The 23,849-nt window shown below is 46.8% G+C and carries 5 protein-coding genes; 2 read left to right on the top strand and 3 right to left on the bottom strand.

Annotated features, from left to right (window positions below; genetic code table 11):
* Positions 1-208 precede the first annotated feature (208 nt).
* The gene (locus tag DXN04_RS28665) at positions 209-847 is read right to left on the bottom strand and encodes a response regulator transcription factor (RefSeq protein ID WP_116856861.1); all 639 of its coding nucleotides are present in this window, start codon (positions 845-847) and stop codon (positions 209-211) included.
* Between the two features lie 213 nt (positions 848-1,060).
* On the opposite strand from DXN04_RS28665, the gene DXN04_RS28660 reads away from it, so the two are divergent.
* Positions 1,061-1,474, top strand: a complete 414-nt coding sequence (locus DXN04_RS28660; RefSeq protein ID WP_116856860.1) for an EamA family transporter — start codon at positions 1,061-1,063, stop codon at positions 1,472-1,474.
* A gap of 179 nt (positions 1,475-1,653) precedes the next feature.
* On the opposite strand, the gene DXN04_RS28655 is transcribed toward DXN04_RS28660, so the two are convergent.
* Positions 1,654-2,901 carry a sensor histidine kinase gene (locus tag DXN04_RS28655; RefSeq protein WP_116856859.1) on the bottom strand — a complete coding sequence of 416 codons (1,248 nt, stop codon included), beginning with the start codon at positions 2,899-2,901 and terminating at the stop codon, positions 1,654-1,656.
* Positions 2,898-3,575, bottom strand: a complete 678-nt coding sequence (locus DXN04_RS28650; protein WP_116856858.1) for a response regulator transcription factor — start codon at positions 3,573-3,575, stop codon at positions 2,898-2,900. Before DXN04_RS28650 ends, DXN04_RS28655 begins: the two co-directional genes overlap by 4 nt.
* A 406-nt stretch (positions 3,576-3,981) precedes the next feature.
* Here DXN04_RS28650 and DXN04_RS28645 point away from each other — a divergent pair.
* A partial coding sequence (locus DXN04_RS28645) for an Ig-like domain-containing protein (protein WP_116856857.1) occupies positions 3,982-23,849 on the top strand: 19,868 nt, incomplete at its 3' end.

The raw sequence follows: 23,849 nt of genomic DNA, 5'->3' as shown, positions 1-23,849 counted from the left end.
TGGAATAATAGATGTATAATTGACACTTCTACAATGTAGAGATAATTTCTTAAAAACAAAAACCCCACCTTTTTGGGTGGGGTATTGCCATTACTTTCAATTGGGTTCGCAATAGCCTGTGGCCGGTAAATTTTAATTTAAGATTATTTGCTGCCTCTTTTTACCAGGTGCTTTCTTTTGTGAGACAATCCCGCTTCTCTATAAAAAGTTATTGGTAAAACATTTTAAAGAGTTCTGATTTGGTTTTAATACCCAGTTTAAAGAATATGTTTTTCATGTGGTACTGGATGGTGTTGAGGCTTAAATTCAAATTTGCCGCGATAGCTTTATACGGCAGTCCTTCCAGTACAAGATCTGTGATCTCCTTTTCTTTTTTTGTCAACCTGGTTTGTTGAAGTGATTTCTCAGGTTTGTTGCGGTAGAGCATATACCTGAACAGCTGCTGACTCACCACTGGCTGATCGTATTCCAGCATGTGCACGAGCTTGCGGGTGATGTTGTGGAACAGGTCTGTCTTCAGGAGATAGCCATCTGCGCCTTTTTCGAAAGCCTGCTGTATCACCTGCGGATCTTCGTCAGGTGTCATTACCACCAGCAGCATCGTGGGCTGCATAGATTTTAATATATGGATATCTTCCATGCGTTGTTGCGTGCCCGGGGGGATCCCTAATAACAGGAGGTGTGGTTGTTGCTGCATAAAAGTTTGTGCAGCTGCTGTTGTTGCGGTGTGTAAACATACGGAAAGGTCTGTGTGTTGTGAAATGTTCAGGACTAATTCGTGGCGGTAATGAGTGTCTTCTTCAATTACGCCTACCTTGAATCGTGGGGACATTGACTGTTGCATCATTAGCTTTAATTGAGGGTTTTCTTTTTCAGGGGGATGGTGTTGGTCGCAAATATCAGATTTTCTCCAGAATTGACCTATACTTTTATTTTATGAATAGTACCCGTATTCGTTATCTTATATTTGTGCTGATCGTTCTTGCCATCGTTTGCAGTATAGGTGTGTATCATCTGATCACGCATACTGCTATTCCGGATTATTGAAATTTCGATTATTATGTGGAGATCTTATGCTTTGCTGTCAGCGCTCTTTGCCGGCCTGACGGCTGTACTTGCCAAGTTTGGGTTACAAGGTATCAGCAGTAACATAGCTACGGCTATCCGGACGCTGGTGATCCTCGTCATTGCATGGGGGATTGTGTTTGCAGGGGGAGAGACAAAAGATTTGCAGGCATTGACAAAGAAGCACCTCTTATTTTTAACCTTGAGTGGTATGGCTACCGGGCTATCCTGGATCTTTTATTTTAAAGCACTTTCTACCGGCCCGGTATCTAAAGTTGCGCCTATTGATAAATTAAGTGTCGCGATTGCGATAGCGCTCTCAGCTATCTTTCTCAAAGAAAGCCTTGATTACAAAACTATTGCCGGTGCGGTGCTGATCATGGCGGGTACAATTGTTTTAATCAGGTAATAGGGAATGTCTGGCTATATAAATAAGTTAAGGTTTAATTTGTTATCTATATAATTCAAATGGGGGTTTTCTGTTTCCTACATAAATCAAATGGGGGTGATCTGTTTCCTACATAAATCAGATAACCGTGATCCGTTTCTTGCATAAATCAGATAAGCGCGATCTGCTCCCTACATAAATCAGTGATCTGTAAGCGTAATGGTAAATATATGTAAGCCATCCTTAAAATCATACTCCGCCAGAAAGCCCGATGCCGTGCAGATCTGTTGAATAACCGCCAGCCCCAAACCGTTACTTGTACTGCTGTTAGACGGATTATAAAATCGTTGAAACAGGTGCTTCCGGTTCAGTGCTGCTGGATGACCTGTATTAGAAATACACAATTTATCCTGCATCAAGGTAATATGAATGATCCCGTTCTCATAGTTATGGCGTGTTGCATTGCTGAACAGGTTGTTGAGCAACAGTTCTATCAGCTCTTTATTGGTATGTAACTGTACGGCCTGTACGTCCAGCGAGATCCTCAGGGATTTGTCCTGCCAGATCTCATTGAACTGTGTAGCCTTTTGCTGTACGATTTGTGTCAGGTCTATAGTAGATTTATAAGCAAATTGTTCGTTCTCTATCTTTGTCAGGAGTAGCAGGGACTGATTCATCCGCGCCAGGCGGTCCAGGGCTTCTGATGCGCTTTGCAGGGAGTCGAACTGGTACTCCGTCAGGTTCTCACCCTGCATCATCATTTCCAGTTTGGACCTGATGATGGCCAGCGGTGTCTGTAATTCATGGGACGCATTTTCGGTAAACTCTTTCAACCTTTCATAATCCTGGATAGCTTTAGCGGTAGTACGTTCCAGGATGCTGTTCATGAAAGTAAATTCATCGATAGTACTGGTGGGAAGACTGAGCGATTCCCGGTTATTTACTTTGAAATGTTGTAAACGATCCAGGGAGGTGTAGAATGGCTGCCAGAGCTTTTTAAGGATGGTACTGTTAATGACGAGTGTCAGTAGCAGCATTAATAAGATCATACAAAAGGTAATACCGAATACAGTCCTGGTAATATGCTCCGTAGCTTCGAGCGACTTGCGGACCTTTACATGATACCATTCACCGCCGGCCCGGATGGAGAACTCTAACTGCCGGTAATCGTCGTCATGGTTGACTTTGACCGTTTTAAATTTCTCTTTGGAATAAGGTGTAGTTGTTTTTTCTATGATGGTTTCCTGGTCTTTGACTTCAACGGGGGTGAAGAGGGTGCCATGCAGGGCTACATAATTTGTAATCTCCCTTTGTTCAATCCTGAGATCCTCATCCATCTGTTTCAATAAAGTCAGGTGGAGAGCAAAGAAAAATGCAACACCGGAGAGTATAAAGATCGCAATAGTAGAAAGCAGGTTGATTCGGTTATACCGGGTCAGTAATTTCATGACAGGGATAATTTGTAGCCCATACCATATACGGACTTAATGTAATCGGGACAGCCTGACTGTACTAGTTTTTTGCGCAGGTTCTTGATGTGACTATACAGGAAATCATAACTGCCTGAAAGGTCCATTTCATCTCCACAGATATGTTCTGCAATGGCACTCTTGCTGATTACCTTATTCTTGTTGCTGATGAAATATAGCAGGAGATCGTATTCTTTTCTTGTAAGATCGATGACGCGGTCATTGACAATCGCTGTCTTATCGCCCAGGTTGAGCTGTAATTCTTCGAAAATGATCACATTGTTCCCGTTGAAAGACTTGCGCCTGATGATCGCCGCTACACGGGCAGATAATTCCGGCAGGTAAAAAGGCTTGGAGAGATAGTCGTCTGCGCCCGCCTTAAGACCATATACTTTATCGTCCAGGGAATTCCGGGCAGAGATGATTAAGACCCCGTCATTCTTATTATTTCTTTTTAACTCCTTTAATAACTCGAGTCCGCTACCACCGGGCAGGTTTATGTCCAGGATGATGCACATATAATCATACAGGGATATTTTTTCCATAGCGGTATCGAATGTATCTGCTACCTCACATAGGAAGTTCTCATCAGCCAGGTATTGGCAGATGCTATCTGAAAGATTTTTCTCATCCTCAATAATCAATACTTTCATACAATGGTATTTCGGCTACCTGCGAATGTAATGTGGAAAACTGTAGAAATTCTGTAGAGACGTGCGTTTATGCATGGTAGTGCCCGCTGGTGCCGGATGTTAATAATTATTTTTTTTGAACCTTTTGTTATCCACAGATGTAATATTCATACTATCTTGATGAAATGATGGTTGTAACATTTCCTCATAAAACAGAATAACCAAAACCGAAAAAATTAATCTTTTGCGAGCTATGTAACACGTATCCTAAGTTTAACATTCCTATCATAACCTACCCATCGTTTAAAGTTGGCATAAAGCAATATTTATTCCCCTTCGAAAAACTGCGTCGTTCGTACCTGCGAGCGGGAATAGGCTATTTATTGCCCTTACGGAACATCGATTATTCTATATCTACTTCTATTGCATGAAGGAATTTTACGCTTCCAGCTTCCTGAAGAAGCTGATCACTTGTTGTCTGCTCACACCAGCATTGCTTGTCTATTCCCTGATAGCAACTGCGGAAGGTAGTAAGGAATTGAATCAGAGCGGTGGTAACCGTGCTTACCTGAACTCTGCCTCAGCAGTTTCTTCTACAAACTTATTTCCTACCACGGGTACCATGAAGGTGTTTGTGAATGTAGGGGAGAGGATCTTCGTGGGTTCGAGTGCACAGGGTATCGGCAATGGCAGGATCAACCTGCGGGCTCCTAACGGCGTAACATATACGTCTGGCACAAGTACGACGGTGGGTAAGATTGCCAGCCGTTCGCAGGAAGTAGCAGGGCCAACTCTCAATAATGGCGCGGATGGCGGATATACACCCTATATCGTGACCGTAGGAGCAGGCCAGGCGGGCATCTGGGAGATCGACTTCGTACCACCGAATGCTACAAATATTAACAACCCAACGGCTATTTCAAGTACGGCTGCGTGGACACAACCTACGACTACCTCTTATATAGCTGCATTTGATGTGAGTGTGAGAAACTCAGCAAATACAGCGTTTATACCCGGCCGTATGTATACGAATATCTTTACGGCAAACCTGGGTGCTGCCAATGCTACCTTCAATGCAATATTTTATGTACTGACGAATGATGGATATGTTTATACAGTAAATAATAATGGTCAGGCTGGCTTTGGTTTTTCTTTTATTGCGAATAATAAAGGTTTTCGTACCAGCGCCGGCGATCCTACCTACAAAAGTGTAGACGACCTGACAGCGCTTAATATGCATGATCCCAGAACGGCTGATTCACCCACTGATATTACCCACAAAATCTTTTTCAATACGCCTTCGGCTGATTTACCTTCCAGTGCATCGTCCGTTAGCGGTTCCACCTGGTTGCTCACTACACCACCTGTCATTACTGCGAGTGTACTCTCATTCAGAGGGGTAGAAGGTACAGCAGGTGTGGCGGGTGATTATCCCGCTGGTGGTTATATCACATTTACCGGTACCTATGCAAGTAATTTTAACCTGGATATAGACTGTAACAATAACGGCGTGTATACTGATTCGGTAGACAGAAGATTAACCGGCTCTGCTGTAGTGGGAACGAATGATGTGTACTGGGATGGAGCGAATGGAAAAGGAGTAAAGATCCCGGCGGGTACTTCTACCTATCCCATGCGGGTCACGCTCCTGGCAGGGGAAGTCCATTTCCCTTTTATAGACGTGGAGAACAACCCAAATGGTATTATCATCACGCGCGTCAACGGATCTGGTTCTCCCAATAATATAGTCTACTGGGACGATTCCCAGATAACAGTGAACGGTACGCCTTCGAATCCCATCAAGACAACGTCTGATGGGATTTCGAGTGCAACGAATGGTCATAAATTTGGATCTACGGCCTATAGTGGTACTGACTTCGGTAATGAAAACGGGATTGATACCTGGGCATACCTGCAAAGTACCCCCGTGCCTACACTTCTCGCCATTACGTTCCGGGAGGCAGACCTGGAAACGACGGGTATCACCAAATCAAGTACTGCACCCTGTGTAGGCCAGACGATCACTTATACCACTGCGGTGCGCAATAATGGGCCCAATGCGGTAACGGGTGCCAGTTATAGATTTAGCTTCCCCGCTGAATTAACGAATGTCACCGTGACACCTGCACTTACTTCAGGTGCTTCTGTCATTACAGGAGGGGCAGTATCCGGCCAGCAATACAATGCTACCCTGGCTATGCCCAATGCAGCAGTGGTGACCTTTACCGTGACAGGTACCATCGCATCTTATCCAACTGGTGGTAGTCTGAATGTTACCTCGTCTATTATGCGCCCTGCGGATGTAACGGATCCGGATGCCACGAACCCGGATGCTGCGCCCCCGACAGATCCACAGGTAGAGTGCGATGCGGCACCCTCAGGCGTAGGATGTAATAATATTAAGACGGATGCGACTACGATTTCACAGACACCTACTACCTCGAACGCAGGGCCTGCGCAAACGCTTTGTGCTGCCACCTCTACCACACTGGCAGGTAATACCCCTACAGTGGGTACAGGCACCTGGACCCAGGTAAGTGGACCTAATACAGCGCTGATTACGAATCCCAGTTCCCCGACTACAACGGTAAGTAGTTTAACCACCGGTGCCTATGTATTCCGCTGGACGATTTCGAATGGTACCTGTACCTCCAGCACCAGTACAGTGACGATTACCGTGCAGGCAGCCCTGGCAGGCAATACGGTGACAGCTCCTGCTACCACTACCTTCTGTGGATCCGGTGATGCGGGCGTGATCACAGGCTCGACACCTACAGGTGGCAGTGGTACGTATACCTACCAGTGGCAGCAGTCTACCGACAATACTACGTTTACGGATATATCAGGGGCTACGTCTGCCAGTTATGATCCACCCCTGATCACAACTACTACCTATTACAGAAGGTCTGTGGTATCAGGTGCATGTACAACACCGGGTTACAGTAATGTGGTGACCATCACTATTCAGCCGGCTATTACGAATAATACCATCACTGCGCCGGCCACCACCACCTTCTGTTCATCGGGCGATGCAGCAGTTATATCCGGTACAGCGCCGGCAGGTGGGAGTGGTGCATTTAGTTACCAGTGGCAAAGTAGTACGGACAACAGCACCTTTACTAATATCTCTGGTGCAACTGCCCAAACTTACGATCCGCCTGCTGCTACCAGTACTACGTATTATCGTCGCCTGGTTACATCAGGTGCCTGTTCGAATGCGAGTACCAGCAATGTGGTGACAATTACCATACAGCCTACACTCACAGCAGGAGTGATAGCCGCCAGCCAGGACTTCTGCGTATCCGGTGACCCGGTGGCCTTTACGCAAACTTCCGCACCGACAGGTGGTAGTGGCAGCTATACATATCAGTGGCAGAGTAGTACAAACAATACTACGTTCACGGATATATCAGGTGCCACTGCGGCAACATACGATGCGCCTTTGCTGACAACCACTACTTACTTCCGGAGAATCACCCGTTCAGGTGTATGTACGGATGCGATCAGTAATGTACTGACGATTACGGTGAATCCAACCCTGACACCAGGTGCTGTCAGCGCTTCACAGACCTTCTGCGTAAGTGGTGATCCGGCTGTCTTTACCCAGACTACGGCCCCTACAGGTGGCAGTGGTACCTATACGTATCAGTGGCAGAGTAGTACGAACAATACTACTTTTACAGATATCTCCGGTGCAACCGCAGCTACCTACGATGCTCCTGCACTTTCTACCACTACTTACTTCCGCAGGATCACCCGTTCGGGCAACTGTGCCGATGTCTTCAGTAATGTGCTGACGGTTACCATCAATCCGGCTGTTTCTAATAATACTATCGCTGCTGCACAGACTATCTGTAGTGGTAGTACGCCGGCAGCACTGACAGGTAGTACGCCGGCGGGAGGTAATGGTACCTACACCTACCTGTGGGAAATAAGCGTGGGCGGCGGTGCCTTTACAACAGCACCAGGTACCAGCAATGGCCAGAATTATACCCCGGGCATCTTGACCCAAACTACCCAGTTCCGCCGGACGGTGACTTCAGACAACTGTGCATCAAGCCTGAGCAATGTGATTCAGATTACGGTAACAGGTGCCACCACAGTGGCAAATGCGGGACCGGATCAGGGGCCATTCAATGGTACCAGCGCGACACTTGCCGGCAATGCACCTGTAAACGGAACAGGCACCTGGACACAGGTATCTGGTCCGAATACGGCTAATATTGTTAACCCTGCAGCAAATAATACAAGTGTTACAGGTTTGGTACCAGGTACCTATACTTTCAGGTGGACGATTTCAAATCCTCCCTGTGCCAGCACGAATGATGATGTGCTGGTTATAGTGAATACAGCGCCGGTGGCCAATAATGATAATGCTACTACTCCTGAAGATGTGGCTGTGAATATTAATGTTATAAGTAATGATACGGATGTGGATGGTACGGTGGTGGCCAGCAGTGTAAGCATCGTGAACCAGCCGGCAAATGGTAGCGTGTCTGTAGCTGCAAATGGCGTGGTGACCTATACGCCGAATGCCAACTACAATGGTAGCGATGTATTTAGTTATACCGTGAGGGATAACCTCAATACGGTGTCCAACACAGCGACGGTTTCTATTACCATTACACCGGTGAATGATAAGCCGATGGCCACTGCGGATGTAATCAACATCCCCAGGAACCTGGCATTTACCTTAGCGGCACCGGGTATCCTGGCAAATGACGTGGATGTGGATGGCGACCAGTTGTCAGCCTCTATTGTAACACCTGTAACCTTGGGTACACTGGTACTGAATAGTAATGGTTCCCTGACCTACACTCCTCCTGCAAACTATACCGGCAATGCGACCTTTACTTATCGCGCCTGCGACGGTTCAGGTGCCTGTGATACTGCCCAGGTGACTTTTGTAGTAGGAAGTGTGAATCGTGCACCTGATGCGATTATTGATTACTATACCTCTAATGAAGATGTTGTACTGAATGTAGCAGCAGGCGGCGTGTTGACTAATGACACTGATCCGGATAATGATCAGCTGACAGCGACTGTGGTGACCCAGCCAGCCAGCGGTACACTGGCGCTCAATGCCGATGGCTCATTCAGGTATACACCTGTGAAAGACTTTAATGGTGTGGTATCCTTTGTATACCGTGCCTGTGATGCAAGTTCGGCCTGTGATACCGCTACTGTATTTATCAGGGTAGTGAATGTAAATGATGCACCGCTTGCAGTAGACGATTCATATAGTACAAACGAAGATGTGAACCTCACAATAGCAGCACCCGGCGTACTCTTTAATGATACGGATGTGGATGGCGATGTGCTGACGACTACAGTTATTTCTACTACCACTCATGGTACACTGACCCTGAACGCCAATGGAAGCTTCTCCTATATACCTGCACCTGATTATAATGGGATAGATAAATTCAGTTACCGCGTGTGTGATAATGGTACACCTTCTCTCTGTGATACAGGTGAAGTAACCATTACGATCAGACCGGTAAATGATACACCGGCAGTAGTGAACGATTCTTATACCCTGAATGAAGATAATACGCTGAATATTGCTGGTCCGGGAGTAATGAATAACGATACGGATGTAGATGGCGATGCGCTGACAACCTCACTGGTTTCCAATGTCAGCAATGGTACCCTTGTATTGCGCAACGATGGCGGGTTTACCTATACACCAAATGCAAATTATAATGGTACGGATGCATTCACTTACCGTGCCTGTGATCCATCAGGAGCTTGTGCTACAGGTACTGTGACATTGAATATTACCCCAGTCAATGATGCGCCTGTGGCTGGTGATGTCACCTTTACAGCAACCGAGGATGTGACGCTCTCTATCAACCCTCCGGGGCTGCTGGCGGCATCTGCTGATGTAGAAGGTGGTACGCTCACAGCGACACTGCTTACACAACCGGCTCATGGCACCATCACCGTGAATCCGAATGGTGGCTTCACATATACCCCTGCTGCCAATTACAATGGCAGCGACCAGTTTACATTCACAGTATGTGACAATGGTACGCCGGTAGCATGTGATACTGCTACGGCTACCATCAGCGTAACGGCGGTAAATGATGTACCGGTAGCAGGAGACGATACCTATACGACTGCCGAAGATACGCAGCTGAATATTACTGTTCCTGGTGTATTGGGTAATGATACAGATGTAGATGGGGACAACCTGACAGTATCCCTGCTGGCGGGTCCTATACATGGTACCGCCACTCTCAATGCAAATGGTTCCTTCTCTTATACACCAGCGTTTAATTACAATGGCACGGATACCTATACCTACATCGTTTCTGACGGCAAAGGTGGCTCAGATACCGGCCTGGTGACAATCACCATTACGCCGGTAAATGATGCACCGATATCAGGTGCTGTCAGCTACAATGCTACTGAGGATGTACCGCTCACCGTGGCTGCACCGGGTGTATTGATCAATGATACAGATCCCGATGGTGATCCGCTTTCAGCTACGCTGATCGCCAATGCAGCACATGGTACTGTGGCTATGAATGCAAATGGTAGCTTTACTTATACACCGAATCCGAATTTCAATGGTGTGGACAGCTTTAGTTACAGGGTATGTGATCCATCCGGAGCTTGTGATACAGGTGTGGTGTACCTGAACGTGGCAGCGGCGAATGATGCACCTGTAGCGGGTGATGATGCTTATACTACGGCTGAAGATACACAACTGACGGTTGCAGCAGCGGGAGTATTGGGGAATGATACAGATGTGGATGGCGATGGATTGTCTGCAAGCGTGGTGAAACAACCTCTGCATGGTACCCTGACCTTGAACAGTAATGGTGGATTTAGCTATACGCCCGGTCTGAACTACAATGGTGTGGATAGTTTTACCTATCGTGTATGTGATGGTAGTGGTGTGTGTGATACAGGAGTTGTGAATATTACAATTACAGCTGTGGATGATGCGCCGGATGCGGTAGATGATGTATATACTATAGCAGAGGACAATACATTGAGTGTACCGGCCACTGGTGTGCTCTTCAATGACACCGATCCTGAGAATGATGCACTCACTGCATCGCTGGTAACTGGTCCGGCCAGTGGCACCCTTTCATTGAATGCAAATGGATCATTCTCTTATACACCGGCGCCGGACTACAATGGCACTATTAGTTTTAGTTATAGTGCATGCGATCCATCCGGATTGTGTGATACCGCGACGGTGACTATTACTGTGACACCGGTGAATGATCCGCCTGTAGCCGGAGGGGATAGTTACCAGTTGTCCGAAGACCAGCCATTGACAGTCACAGCACCTGGCGTGCTCACCAATGATACAGATCCTGATGGCGATCAGCTGCAGGTAACGGGTATTGCCCGGCAGCCGGTGCATGGTACAGTGACTTTTAATGCAAATGGTCAGTTTACTTATACCCCGGCACCAAATTATAATGGTGTGGATTCCTTTATTTATATCGTCTGTGATAATAATACGCCGGCTGCATGCGCCAATGGAACAGTGACCCTGGCTATAACAGCGGAGAATGATGCACCGGATGCAGGGGATGATGCCTATTCTACCTCCGAAGATGTGCCTTTGACCATAGCCGCTCCTGGCTTGCTTTTCAATGATACGGATGTGGATGGTGACCCGATTACGATCACAGGGGTGGTAGCACAACCTGCGAATGGTACGGTAACGGTGAATGCGAATGGCGGATTTACCTATACGCCGGCAGCAAATTATAATGGACTCGATACCTTTACCTACCGGGTCTGTGATAATAATGGTGCCTGTGATACAGCGACAGCGCGGATTACCGTAACACCTGTCAATGATTCACCCATCCCTGCGGTGGACAATTATTCTACCAATGAGGATGTCACCCTGAATATAGCCGCACCGGGTGTATTGGCGAACGACACAGATCCGGATGGGGATAGTCTGACAGTAAGAGTGGTGCAGAATCCAGCCAATGGTACACTGACCCTGCTGCCGGATGGAGCCTTCTCCTATGTGCCGAATGCGAACTATAACGGGAATGATTACTTTATTTACAATGTATGTGATGGCGCTTGTGTGCCGGATACGGCATTTATCACGGTGGTATCAGTGAATGATGCGCCATTAGCGAAAGACGATATCCTCAACACAGGAGAGGACATTACAATAAGTGGGGATGCGTCTTCGAATGATGTGGATGTGGATGGTGATCCGCTGACTTACAGTATAGTATACCAGGATACCAACCAGGGTACGATTATCCTGAATCCGAATGGTACATTTACTTATGACCCGGTAGCGAACTACAACGGGGTAGATTCCGTGATCTACAAAGTTTGTGATCCATCCGGGGCTTGTGACACGGCCTATATAATTGTCAATATTGGTGAAGTAAATGATCCGCCGGTAGCGAATCCTGATACATATACAACTCCTGAGGATTCCCTGCTCACAGTGCCTATGCCGGGTTTACTGGCAAATGATACAGATCCGGATAATACCTGGGATCAGCTAAATACAAGTGTGGTAACACCTCCTGCCAATGGTAGCCTGACATTAATGGCTAATGGCAGCTTCACTTATCGTCCGAACCCGGATTACAATGGTACGGATCAGTTTACCTACAGTACCTGCGATGCGAACGGGGCATGTGACACATCAACAGCGACCATTACGGTGACTCCTGTAAATGATCCGCCAAATGCGGTGAATGATGTGCTCACCATAGATGAAGACAGTGTGGGTACGGGCAATGTATTGACGAACGATACAGATCCGGAAAATGATGCGCTGACGGCTTCACTGTTGGTCGTTCCGGCCAGTGGAACAGTGGTATTGAATGCAGATGGTACATATACCTATACGCCGACGGCCAACTTCAACGGTACTGATGGTTTCACCTATCGTGTTTGTGATAACAGCGGGGCCTGTGATACTGGTATAGTGACTATTACGGTGAACCCGGTAAATGACCCGCCTGTAACAGAGCCTGATAATTATAACCTGCTGGAGGATAATACACTGACAGTAGTAGATGGTTCCAGCGTGCTGGCCAATGACCAGGATGCGGATGGTGAGGGGCTGGTGGCTTCAGTAGTGACAGCTCCGGCACATGGAACATTGCGACTGAATGGCGACGGTACATTTACCTATACGCCAGCGGCGAACTACAATGGTACGGATCAGTTTACTTACCAGGCATGTGACCTGAGCGGAGCATGTACACCGGGTACGGTAACACTGAATATTGCGCCGGTAAACGATGCGCCGGTGGCAGTGAATGATTATTTCTCCAGAGCAGAAGATACAACGATCACTTTCCCGCCATCAGTGATCCTGGTAAATGATTATGATGTGGATGGTGATACGCTGACGGGGCAGCCTTTTGGTAACCTGCAACATGGTTCTTACGTTGCGAATCCGAATGGTACTTACACTTATACACCGGCACCTGATTACAATGGCCTGGATAGTATCCAGTACCAGGTATGTGATGGTCATGGTGCATGTGATACCGGTTTGATCATCCTGAACATTGAACCCCGGAATGATGCGCCGGTGGCGAATCCGGATGCATATGAGGTGGCAGAGGATAATGTGCTGGATGTGCCTGTCACGGCGGGTGTACTGGTCAATGATACGGATGTGGATGGAGATGTGCTGGTGGCAGCGCTGGTCACACCTGCAAATGGCAGGCTGACATTGAGTTCAAATGGTGCCTTTACGTACAGGCCGAACCAGGACTTCAATGGGTTGGATTCGTTTATATACAGGGCATGTGATGTAGGGGGGGCATGTGATACTTCGATAGTAAGGATCAGGGTAACACCTGTGAATGATGCGCCGGTAGCAGTGAATGATTATTTTTCGAGAGCAGAAGATACAACGATCACCTTCCCGCCTTCGGTAATCCTGGTTAATGATTATGATGTGGATGGGGATGCGCTGACGGGGCACCCGATCGGTAATTTACAGCATGGCAGTTATGTCTCGAATCCGGACGGCACCTATACTTATACACCGGCACCAAATTACAATGGCCTGGATAGTATCCAGTACCAGGTATGTGATAATGGTACGCCAGTTCTTTGTGACACGGGCTTAATCATCCTGAATATACAGCCGCGGAACGATGCACCGGTGGCTGGTGGGGATACCTATGCCATGTTGGAAGATGGTACATTGACGGTAAGTGCACCGGGAGTGTTGGGAAATGATAATGATGTGGATGATGTGACCTTGTCAGCGAACATGGTGACAGGACCCTTGCATGGTACCTTTACGCTGAATAGGAATGGTAGTTTTACGTATACGCCGGTGACTAATTTCAATGGGGTAGATACGGTGGTGTATAGTGCATGTGACCTGGAGGGGGCGTGTGATACGGCGTTGATCTTAATTAATGTACAGCCGGTGGCAGATCCGCCGGTGGCTGGCAATGATGTATATACGGCTACGGAGGATGTGCCGTTGACGATAGCGGCACCGGGTGTGTTGGGGAATGATTCGGATCCGGATGCTTATCCGTTGGTGGTTTCATTGGTGAGCGGGCCGGCGAATGGTATGGTAGTACTGAATGCGGATGGTTCATTTACCTATACACCGAATGCGGATTATAATGGTACGGATGTGTTTACCTATAATGTCTGTGACACCTCGCTGGGAGTGACCCAGTGTAATGTAGGTACGGTGACGATCAATGTGACACCTGTTAATGATGCGCCGGTAGGCGTGTGGGATAGCTATGTGTTGAGTGAGGATACGGCGTTGACGGTGAATGCACCGGGTGTATTGCGGAATGATCTGAATGTGGATGGGGATCCGATAACGGCGGCGCTGGTGACGGGTACGGTAAATGGTAATCTGACGGTGAATGTGGATGGTAGTTTGACGTATACACCGAATCCTAATTATAATGGTTTGGATAGTGCGGTTTACCAGGTATGTGATTTCCTGGGTTTATGTGATACGGCAAAGGTCTTGTTTACGGTGAATTCAGTGAATGACAGGCCGGTAGCGGTGGATGATATTTTTGTGCGTGCGGAGGATACGGTGATTACGTTTGGTGCTTCGGTGGCGTTGATCAATGATTATGATGTGGATGGAGATTCGTTGACGGGGCGGCCGATCACAGCGCCTACGAAGGGGTCTTATACGGTTAATCCGGATGGTACGTTTACGTATCGTCCGAATCAGGATTTCAATGGTACGGATAGTGTGTATTATGAGGCGTGTGATAACCACGGTGCCTGCGATACAGGTTTGATCAGGTTGATCATTGAACCACGCAATGATGCACCTGTGGCGGTGAATGATAGTTATACGACCCCTGAGGATATTGTATTGAGTGTGCCGGCTCCGGGGGTAGCAGTGAATGATTATGATGTAGATGGAGATGAGTTGAATGTAAGTTTGTTGTCGGGTACGGTCCATGGTACGGTGGTGATCAATAGTGATCAGTCGTTTGCGTATACGCCGGTGCCTAATTTCAATGGGGTGGATAGTTTTACGTATAGGATTTGTGATCCATCGGGGTTGTGTGCGACGGGTGTGGCGGTGATCACGGTGACATCGGTGAACGATGTACCGGTGGCGCAGGATAATTCGTATGCGTTGCCGGAGGATAGTTCGGTGGTGGGAAATGTGTTGGATAATGACAGTGATGCGGATGGGGATGCGTTGACGGCTACTTTGATAAGTGGGGTATCAAATGGGAATTTGGTATTTAATGGGGATGGGACATTTACGTATACGCCGAATGCGAATTTCAATGGAATGGATGCTGCGAGCTATAGTGTTTGTGATCCGTCGGGGGCATGTGATACGGCGTTGATATCGTTTATAGTGACGGCGGTGAATGATGCGCCGGTGGCGGTGGGGGATACGGTGAGTGTGGTGGAGGATGTGGTGGCAACTGGTAATGTGCTGGCTAATGATACAGATGTAGAGGGGGATGCGCTTACTGCGTCGTTGGTAACAGCGCCGGTAAATGGAAGTGTTGTATTGAATGCGGATGGGACATTTACGTATACGCCGAATGCGGATTATAATGGTTTGGATAGTTTGGTTTATCAGGTATGTGATAATGGAGTGCCAAGTCTGTGTGATAGTGGGGTGGTAAGGTTCATGGTAACGGCGGTGAATGATGCGCCGGTGGCGGTGGGGGATACAGTGATTGTGGTGGAGGATGTGGTGGCAACTGGTAATGTGCTGGCTAATGATATTGATGTGGAGGGGGATGCGCTTACAGCGTTGTTGGTAATAGCGCCGGTAAATGGAAGTGTTGTATTGAATGCGGATGGCAGCTTCACTTATACACCGAATGCGAACTTTAATGGTGCGGATAGTCTTGTTTACCAGGTATGTGATAATGGTAGTCCAAGTCTGTGTGATAGTGGGGCGGTAAGGTTCAATGTAACGGCGGTGAATGATGCGCCGGAGGCAGTGGATGATACAGTGAGTGTGGTGGAGGATGTAGTGGCAACTGGTAATGTGCTGGCTAATGATATTGATGTGGAGGGGGATGGGCTTACTGCGTCGTTGGTAACAGCGCCGGTAAATGGAAGTGTTGTTTTGAATGCGGATGGCAGCTTCACTTATACACCGAATGCGAACTTCAATGGTGCGGATAGTCTTGTTTACCAGGTATGTGATAATGGTAGTCCAAGTCTGTGTGATAGTGGGGTGGTAAGGTTCAATGTAACGGCGGTGAATGATGCGCCGGTGGCGGTGGATGATGATGTAACAGTTACAGAGGATGTGGCAGCGACTGGTAATGTGCTGACAAATGATACAGATGTAGAGGGTAATGCACTTACAGCATCACTTGTAACCGCCCCGGTAAATGGTACAGTTGTTTTGAATGCTGATGGCAGCTTCACATATACACCAAATGCGAACTTCAATGGATCAGATAGTCTTGTTTACCAGGTCTGTGACAATGGTACTCCTAGTCTGTGTGATAGCGGGGTAGTAAGGTTCACGGTAACAGCCGTGAACGATGCTCCGGTAGCAGTGAATGATACAGTGAGTGTGGTGGAGGATGTACCTGCAACTGGTAATGTACTGACTAATGACACTGATGTAGAGGGTAATGCACTTACAGCTTCGCTGGTAACCGCCCCAGTTAATGGTACAGTTGTTCTGAATGCTGATGGTTCATTTACTTATACACCTAATTCGAATTATAATGGTTTGGATAGTTTGGTTTATCAGGTCTGTGACAATGGTACCCCAAGTCTGTGCGACAGTGGGGTGGTAAGGTTCACGGTAACGGCGGTTAACGATGCTCCGGTAGCAGTGGATGATGATGTAACAGTGACTGAGGATGTACCAACAACTGGTAATGTATTGACTAATGATACAGATGTAGAGGGTAATACGCTTACTGCTTCGCTGGTAACCGCCCCAGTTAATGGTACAGTTGTTCTGAATGCTGATGGCAGCTTCACTTATACACCAAATGCAAACTTTAATGGATCAGATAGTCTTGTTTACCAGGTATGCGATAATGGTACTCCAAGTCTGTGTGATAGTGGTGTGGTAAGGTTCACGGTGACAGCAGTTAACGATGCACCAGTAGCTGTTGATGATGATGTAACAGTGACTGAGGATGTACCAGCAACTGGTAATGTGCTGACTAATGATACAGATGTAGAGGGTAATACGCTTACAGCATCACTTGTAACCGCCCCAGTTAATGGTACAATTGTTCTGAATGCGGATGGCAGCTTCACTTATACTCCAAATGCAAACGTCAATGGATTAGATAGTCTTGTTTACCAGGTCTGTGATAATGGTAGTCCAAGTCTTTGTGACAGTGGCGTAGTCAGGTTCACGGTAACAGCCGTGAACGATGCGCCGGAAGCTGTTGATGATACAGTAAGTGTGATGGAGGATGTACCTGCAACTGGTAATGTGCTTACTAATGATACAGATGTAGAGGGTAATACACTTACAGCTTCGCTGGTAACCGCCCCAGTAAATGGTACGGTGACCCTGAATGCTGATGGCAGCTTCACTTATACTCCAAATGCGAACTTCAATGGATCAGATAGTCTTGTTTACCAGGTATGCGATAATGGTAGTCCAAGTCTGTGTGACAGCGGGGTAGTAAGGTTCAATGTAACAGCAGTTAACGATGCACCAGTAGCTGTTGATGATGATGTAACAGTAACAGAGGATGTACCAGCGACTGGTAATGTGCTTACTAATGATACAGATGTAGAGGGTAATACGCTTACAGCATCACTTGTAACCGCCCCGGTAAATGGTACAGTTGTTCTGAATGCTGATGGCAGCTTCACTTATACTCCAAATGCAAACTTCAATGGATCAGATAGTCTTGTTTACCAGGTCTGTGACAATGGTACCCCAAGTCTGTGCGACAGTGGGGTGGTAAGGTTCACGGTAACGGCGGTTAACGATGCTCCGGTAGCAGTGGATGATACAGTGAGTGTGGTGGAGGATGTACCTGCAACTGGTAATGTACTGACTAATGACACAGATGTAGAGGGTAATACGCTTACTGCTTCGCTGGTAACCGCCCCAGTAAATGGTACAGTTGTTCTGAATGCTGATGGCAGCTTCACTTATACACCAAATGCAAACTTTAATGGATCAGATAGTCTTGTTTACCAGGTATGCGATAATGGTACTCCAAGTCTGTGTGATAGTGGTGTGGTAAGGTTCACGGTGACAGCCGTGAACGATGCACCAGTAGCAGTGGATGATGATGTAACAGTAACAGAGGATGTACCTGCAACTGGTAATGTACTGACTAATGACACAGATGTAGAGGGTAATACACTTACAGCATCACTTGTAACCGCCCCGGTAAATGGTACTGTGATCCTGAACGCTGATGGCAGCTTCACATATACTCCGAATGCAAACTTCAATGGAGCAGATAGCCTTGTTTACCAGGTATGCGATAATGGTAGTCCAAGTCTGTGTGACAGCGGGGTAGTAAGGTTCACGGTAACAGCCGTGAACGATGCTCCGGTAGCAGTGAATGATACAGTGAGTGTGGTGGAGGATGTACCTGCAACTGGTAATGTACTGACTAATGACACTGATGTAGAGGGTAATGCACTTACAGCTTCGCTGGTAACCGCCCCAGTTAATGGTACAGTTGTTCTGAATGCTGATGGTTCATTTACTTATACACCTAATTCGAATTATAATGGTTTGGATAGTTTGGTTTATCAGGTCTGTGACAATGGTACCCCAAGTCTGTGCGACAGTGGGGTGGTAAGGTTCACGGTAACGGCGGTTAACGATGCTCCGGTAGCAGTGGATGATGATGTAACAGTGACTGAGGATGTACCAACAACTGGTAATGTATTGACTAATGATACAGATGTAGAGGGTAATACGCTTACTGCTTCGCTGGTAACCGCCCCAGTTAATGGTACAGTTGTTCTGAATGCTGATGGCAGCTTCACTTATACACCAAATGCAAACTTTAATGGATCAGATAGCCTTGTTTACCAGGTCTGTGATAATGGAACCCCAAGTCTGTGTGACAGCGGGGTAGTTAGATTCACGGTAACAGCCGTGAACGATGCTCCGGAAGCTGTTGATGATACAGTGAGTGTGGTGGAGGATGTACCAGCTACAGGTAATGTGCTGACTAATGATACAGATGTAGAGGGTAATACGCTTACAGCGTCACTTGTAACCGCTCCTGTAAATGGTAGTGTTGTTCTGAATGCTGATGGCAGCTTCACATATACACCAAATGCAAACTTCAATGGATCAGATAGCCTTGTTTACCAGGTATGCGATAATGGTACTCCAAGTCTTTGTGACAGTGGCGTAGTAAGGTTCACTGTAACAGCAGTAAATGATGCTCCGGTGGCGGTTGATGATACAGTGAGTGTGGTGGAGGATGTGGCAGCAACTGGTAATGTACTGACTAATGATACAGATGTAGAGGGTAATACGCTTACAGCGTCACTTGTAACCGCTCCGATAAATGGTAGTGTTGTTCTGAACGCTGATGGCAGCTTCACTTATACTCCAAATGCAAACTTCAATGGGGCAGATAGTCTTGTTTACCAGGTCTGTGATAATGGTACCCCAAGTCTTTGTGATACCGCTGTAGTAAGATTTACAGTAACCTCAGTCAATGATGCTCCGGTAGCAGTGGATGATACAGTGAATGTGGTGGAGGATGTACCTGCAACTGGTAATGTGCTGACTAATGATACGGATGTAGAGGGTAATACGCTTACGGCATCGCTGGTAACCGCCCCAGTAAATGGTACGGTGACCCTGAATGCTGATGGTAGCTTTACTTATACGCCTAATTTGGATTATAATGGTTTGGATAGTCTTGTTTACCAGGTCTGTGACAATGGTAGTCCAAGTCTGTGTGACAGCGGGGTAGTAAGGTTCAATGTAACAGCAGTTAACGATGCACCGGTAGTAGTGGATGATACAGTGAGTGTGGTGGAGGATGTAGTGGTGACTGGAAATGTGCTGACAAATGATACAGATGTAGAGGGTAATACGCTTACAGCATCACTGGTAACCGCGCCAGTAAATGGTACAGTTGTTCTGAATGCTGATGGCAGCTTCACCTATACTCCAAATGCAAACTTCAATGGAGCAGATAGCCTTGTTTACCAGATCTGTGATAATGGTACCCCAAGTCTTTGTGACAGTGGCGTAGTAAGGTTCACGGTAACAGCAGTTAACGATGCACCGGTAGCAGTGGATGATACAGTGAGTGTGGTGGAGGATGTACCTGCAACTGGTAATGTGCTGACTAATGATACAGATGTAGAGGGTAATACACTTACAGCGTCACTTGTAACCGCCCCGGTAAATGGTACGGCGACCCTGAATGCTGATGGCAGCTTCACTTATACTCCAAATGCGAACTTCAATGGATCAGATAGTCTTGTTTACCAGGTATGCGATAATGGTACTCCAAGTCTGTGTGATAGCGGGGTAGTCAGATTTACGATAACAGCCGTTAACGATGCACCGGTAGCAGTGGATGATACAGTGAGTGTGGTGGAGGATGTACCTGCAACTGGTAATGTACTGACTAATGATACAGATGTAGAGGGTAATACGCTTACAGCGTCACTTGTAACCGCTCCGGTAAATGGTACGGCGACCCTGAATGCTGATGGCAGCTTCACTTATACTCCAAATGCAAACTTTAATGGAACAGATAGCCTTGTTTACCAGGTCTGTGACAATGGTAGTCCAAGTCTGTGTGATAGTGGCGTAGTAAGGTTCACTGTAACAGCAGTAAATGATGCTCCGGTGGCGGTGGATGATACAGTGAGTGTGGTGGAGGATGTGGCAGCAACTGGTAATGTACTGACTAATGATACAGATGTAGAGGGTAATACGCTTACAGCGTCACTTGTAACCGCTCCGATAAATGGTAGTGTTGTTCTGAACACTGATGGCAGCTTCACTTATACACCAAATGCAAACTTCAATGGATCAGATAGTCTTGTTTACCAGGTATGTGACAATGGTACCCCAATTCTGTGTGACAGTGGCGTAGTCAGGTTCACGGTAACAGCAGTAAATGATGCTCCGGTAGCAGTGGATGATACAGTGAGTGTGGTGGAGGATGTACCAGCTACAGGTAATGTGCTGACTAATGATACAGATGTAGAGGGTAATACACTTACGGCATCGCTGGTAACCGCTCCTGTAAATGGTACAGTTGTTCTGAATGCTGATGGCAGCTTCACTTATACTCCAAATGCAAACTTCAATGGATCAGATAGTCTTGTTTACCAGGTATGTGATAATGGAACCCCAAGCCTTTGTGATAGTGGCGTAGTAAGGTTCACGGTAACAGCCGTGAACGATGCTCCGGTAGCAGTGGATGATACAGTGAGTGTGGTGGAGGATGTACCTGCAACTGGTAATGTACTGACTAATGACACAGATGTAGAGGGTAATGCACTTACAGCATCACTTGTAACCGCCCCGGTAAATGGTACTGTGATCCTGAACGCTGATGGCAGCTTCACATATACTCCGAATGCAAACTTCAATGGAGCAGATAGCCTTGTTTACCAGGTCTGTGATAATGGAACCCCAAGTCTGTGTGACAGCGGGGTAGTTAGATTCACGGTAACAGCCGTGAACGATGCGCCGGAAGCTGTTGATGATACAGTGAATGTGGTGGAGGATGTACCTGCAACAGGTAATGTGCTGACTAATGATACAGATGTAGAGGGTAATACACTTACGGCATCGCTGGTAACCGCTCCTGAAAATGGTACAGTTGTTCTGAATGCTGATGGCAGTTTCACTTATACTCCAAATGCAAACTTTAATGGATCGGATAGTCTTGTTTACCAGGTATGTGATAATGGCACCCCAAGCCTTTGTGATAGTGGCGTAGTAAGGTTCACGGTAACAGCCGTGAACGATGCTCCATTAGCAGTGGATGATACAGTGAGTGTGGTGGAGGATGTACCTGCAACTGGTAATGTACTGACTAATGACGCAGATGTAGAGGGTAATGCACTTACAGCATCACTTGTAACCGCCCCGGTAAATGGTACTGTGATCCTGAACGCTGATGGCAGCTTCACATATACTCCGAATGCAAACTTCAATGGAGCAGATAGCCTTGTTTACCAGGTCTGTGATAATGGAACCCCAAGTCTGTGTGACAGCGGGGTAGTTAGATTCATGGTAACAGCCGTGAACGATGCGCCGGAAGCTGTTGATGATACAGTAAGTGTGGTGGAGGATGTACCTGCAACAGGTAATGTGCTGACTAATGATACAGATGTAGAGGGTAATACACTTACGGCATCGCTGGTAACCGCTCCTGTAAATGGTACAGTTGTTCTGAATGCGGATGGCAGCTTCACATATACACCAAATGCGAACTTCAATGGAGCAGATAGCCTTGTTTACCAGGTCTGTGACAATGGTACTCCTAGTCTGTGTGATAGCGGGGTAGTTAGATTCACGGTAACAGCCGTGAACGATGCTCCGGTAGCAATGGATGATGATGTAACAGTAACAGAGGATGTGGCAGCAACAGGTAATGTACTGACTAATGATACAGATGTAGAGGGTAATACGCTTACAGCATCACTGGTAACCGCTCCAGTAAATGGTACAGTTGTTCTGAATGCTGATGGCAGCTTCACTTATACTCCGAATGCAAACTTTAATGGATCAGATAGTCTTGTTTACCAGATCTGTGATAATGGTACCCCAAGTCTGTGTGACATTGGAGTAGTAAGGTTCACGGTAACAGCCGTGAACGATGCACCAGTAGCTGTTGATGATGATGTTACAGTAACAGAGGATGTACCTGCTACAGGTAATGTGCTGACAAATGATACAGATGTAGAAGGTAATACGCTTACAACGTCACTTGTAACCGCTCCGGTAAATGGTACGGTGACCCTGAATGCTGATGGCAGCTTCACTTATACTCCGAATGCAAACTTTAATGGAGCAGATAGCCTTGTTTACCAGGTCTGTGATAATGGAACCCCAAGTCTGTGTGACAGTGGCGTAGTAAGGTTCAATGTAACAGCCGTTAACGATGCTCCGATAGCAGTGGATGATGATGTAACAGTAACTGAGGATGTACCAGCGACCGGTAATGTACTGACTAATGATACCGATATAGAGGGTAATACACTTACAGCGTCACTTGTAATCGCTCCTATAAATGGTACAGTTGTTCTGAATGCTGATGGTTCATTTACTTATACACCAAATTCGAATTATAATGGTTTGGATAGTTTGGTTTATCAGGTCTGTGACAATGGCACCCCAAGTCTGTGTGATAGTGGAGTTGTAAGGTTCACAGTAACCTCAGTGAACGACGCACCAGTTGCTGTAGATGATAATGTTACAGTGACAGAAGATGTTGCAGCGACTGGTAATGTATTGGGCAATGATAGTGATCCTGAAGGCAATGCACTGACAGCCAGTTTGGTAACCGCCCCAGTAAATGGTACAGTAGTTTTGAACGCTGATGGCAGTTTCACTTATACACCAAATGCAAACTTCAATGGATCAGATAGTCTTGTTTACCAGGTCTGTGACAATGGGGTGCCAAGTCTGTGCGACAGTGGTGTAGTAAGGTTCACGATAACAGCAGTTAACGATGCGCCGGTAGCAGTGGATGATGATGTAACAGTGACTGAGGATGTACCAGCAACTGGTAATGTGCTGACTAATGATACAGATGTAGAAGGTAATACACTTACAGCTTCGCTGGTAACCGCCCCAGTTAATGGTACAGTTGTTCTGAATGCTGATGGTTCATTTACTTATACACC

Source organism: Chitinophaga silvisoli, from assembly GCF_003412465.1.
Lineage (GTDB): Bacteria > Bacteroidota > Bacteroidia > Chitinophagales > Chitinophagaceae > Chitinophaga > Chitinophaga silvisoli.
This window is presented reverse-complemented; position numbering and strand designations above follow the sequence as displayed.

Coding starts and splice junctions, on each gene's coding strand:
- DXN04_RS28650 (WP_116856858.1), bottom strand. CDS start 3,575: ATGAAAGTATTGATTATTGAGGATGAGAAAAATCTTTCAGATAGCATC.
- DXN04_RS28655 (WP_116856859.1), bottom strand. CDS start 2,901: ATGAAATTACTGACCCGGTATAACCGAATCAACCTGCTTTCTACTATT.
- DXN04_RS28660 (WP_116856860.1), top strand. CDS start 1,061: ATGTGGAGATCTTATGCTTTGCTGTCAGCGCTCTTTGCCGGCCTGACG.
- DXN04_RS28665 (WP_116856861.1), bottom strand. CDS start 847: ATGATGCAACAGTCAATGTCCCCACGATTCAAGGTAGGCGTAATTGAA.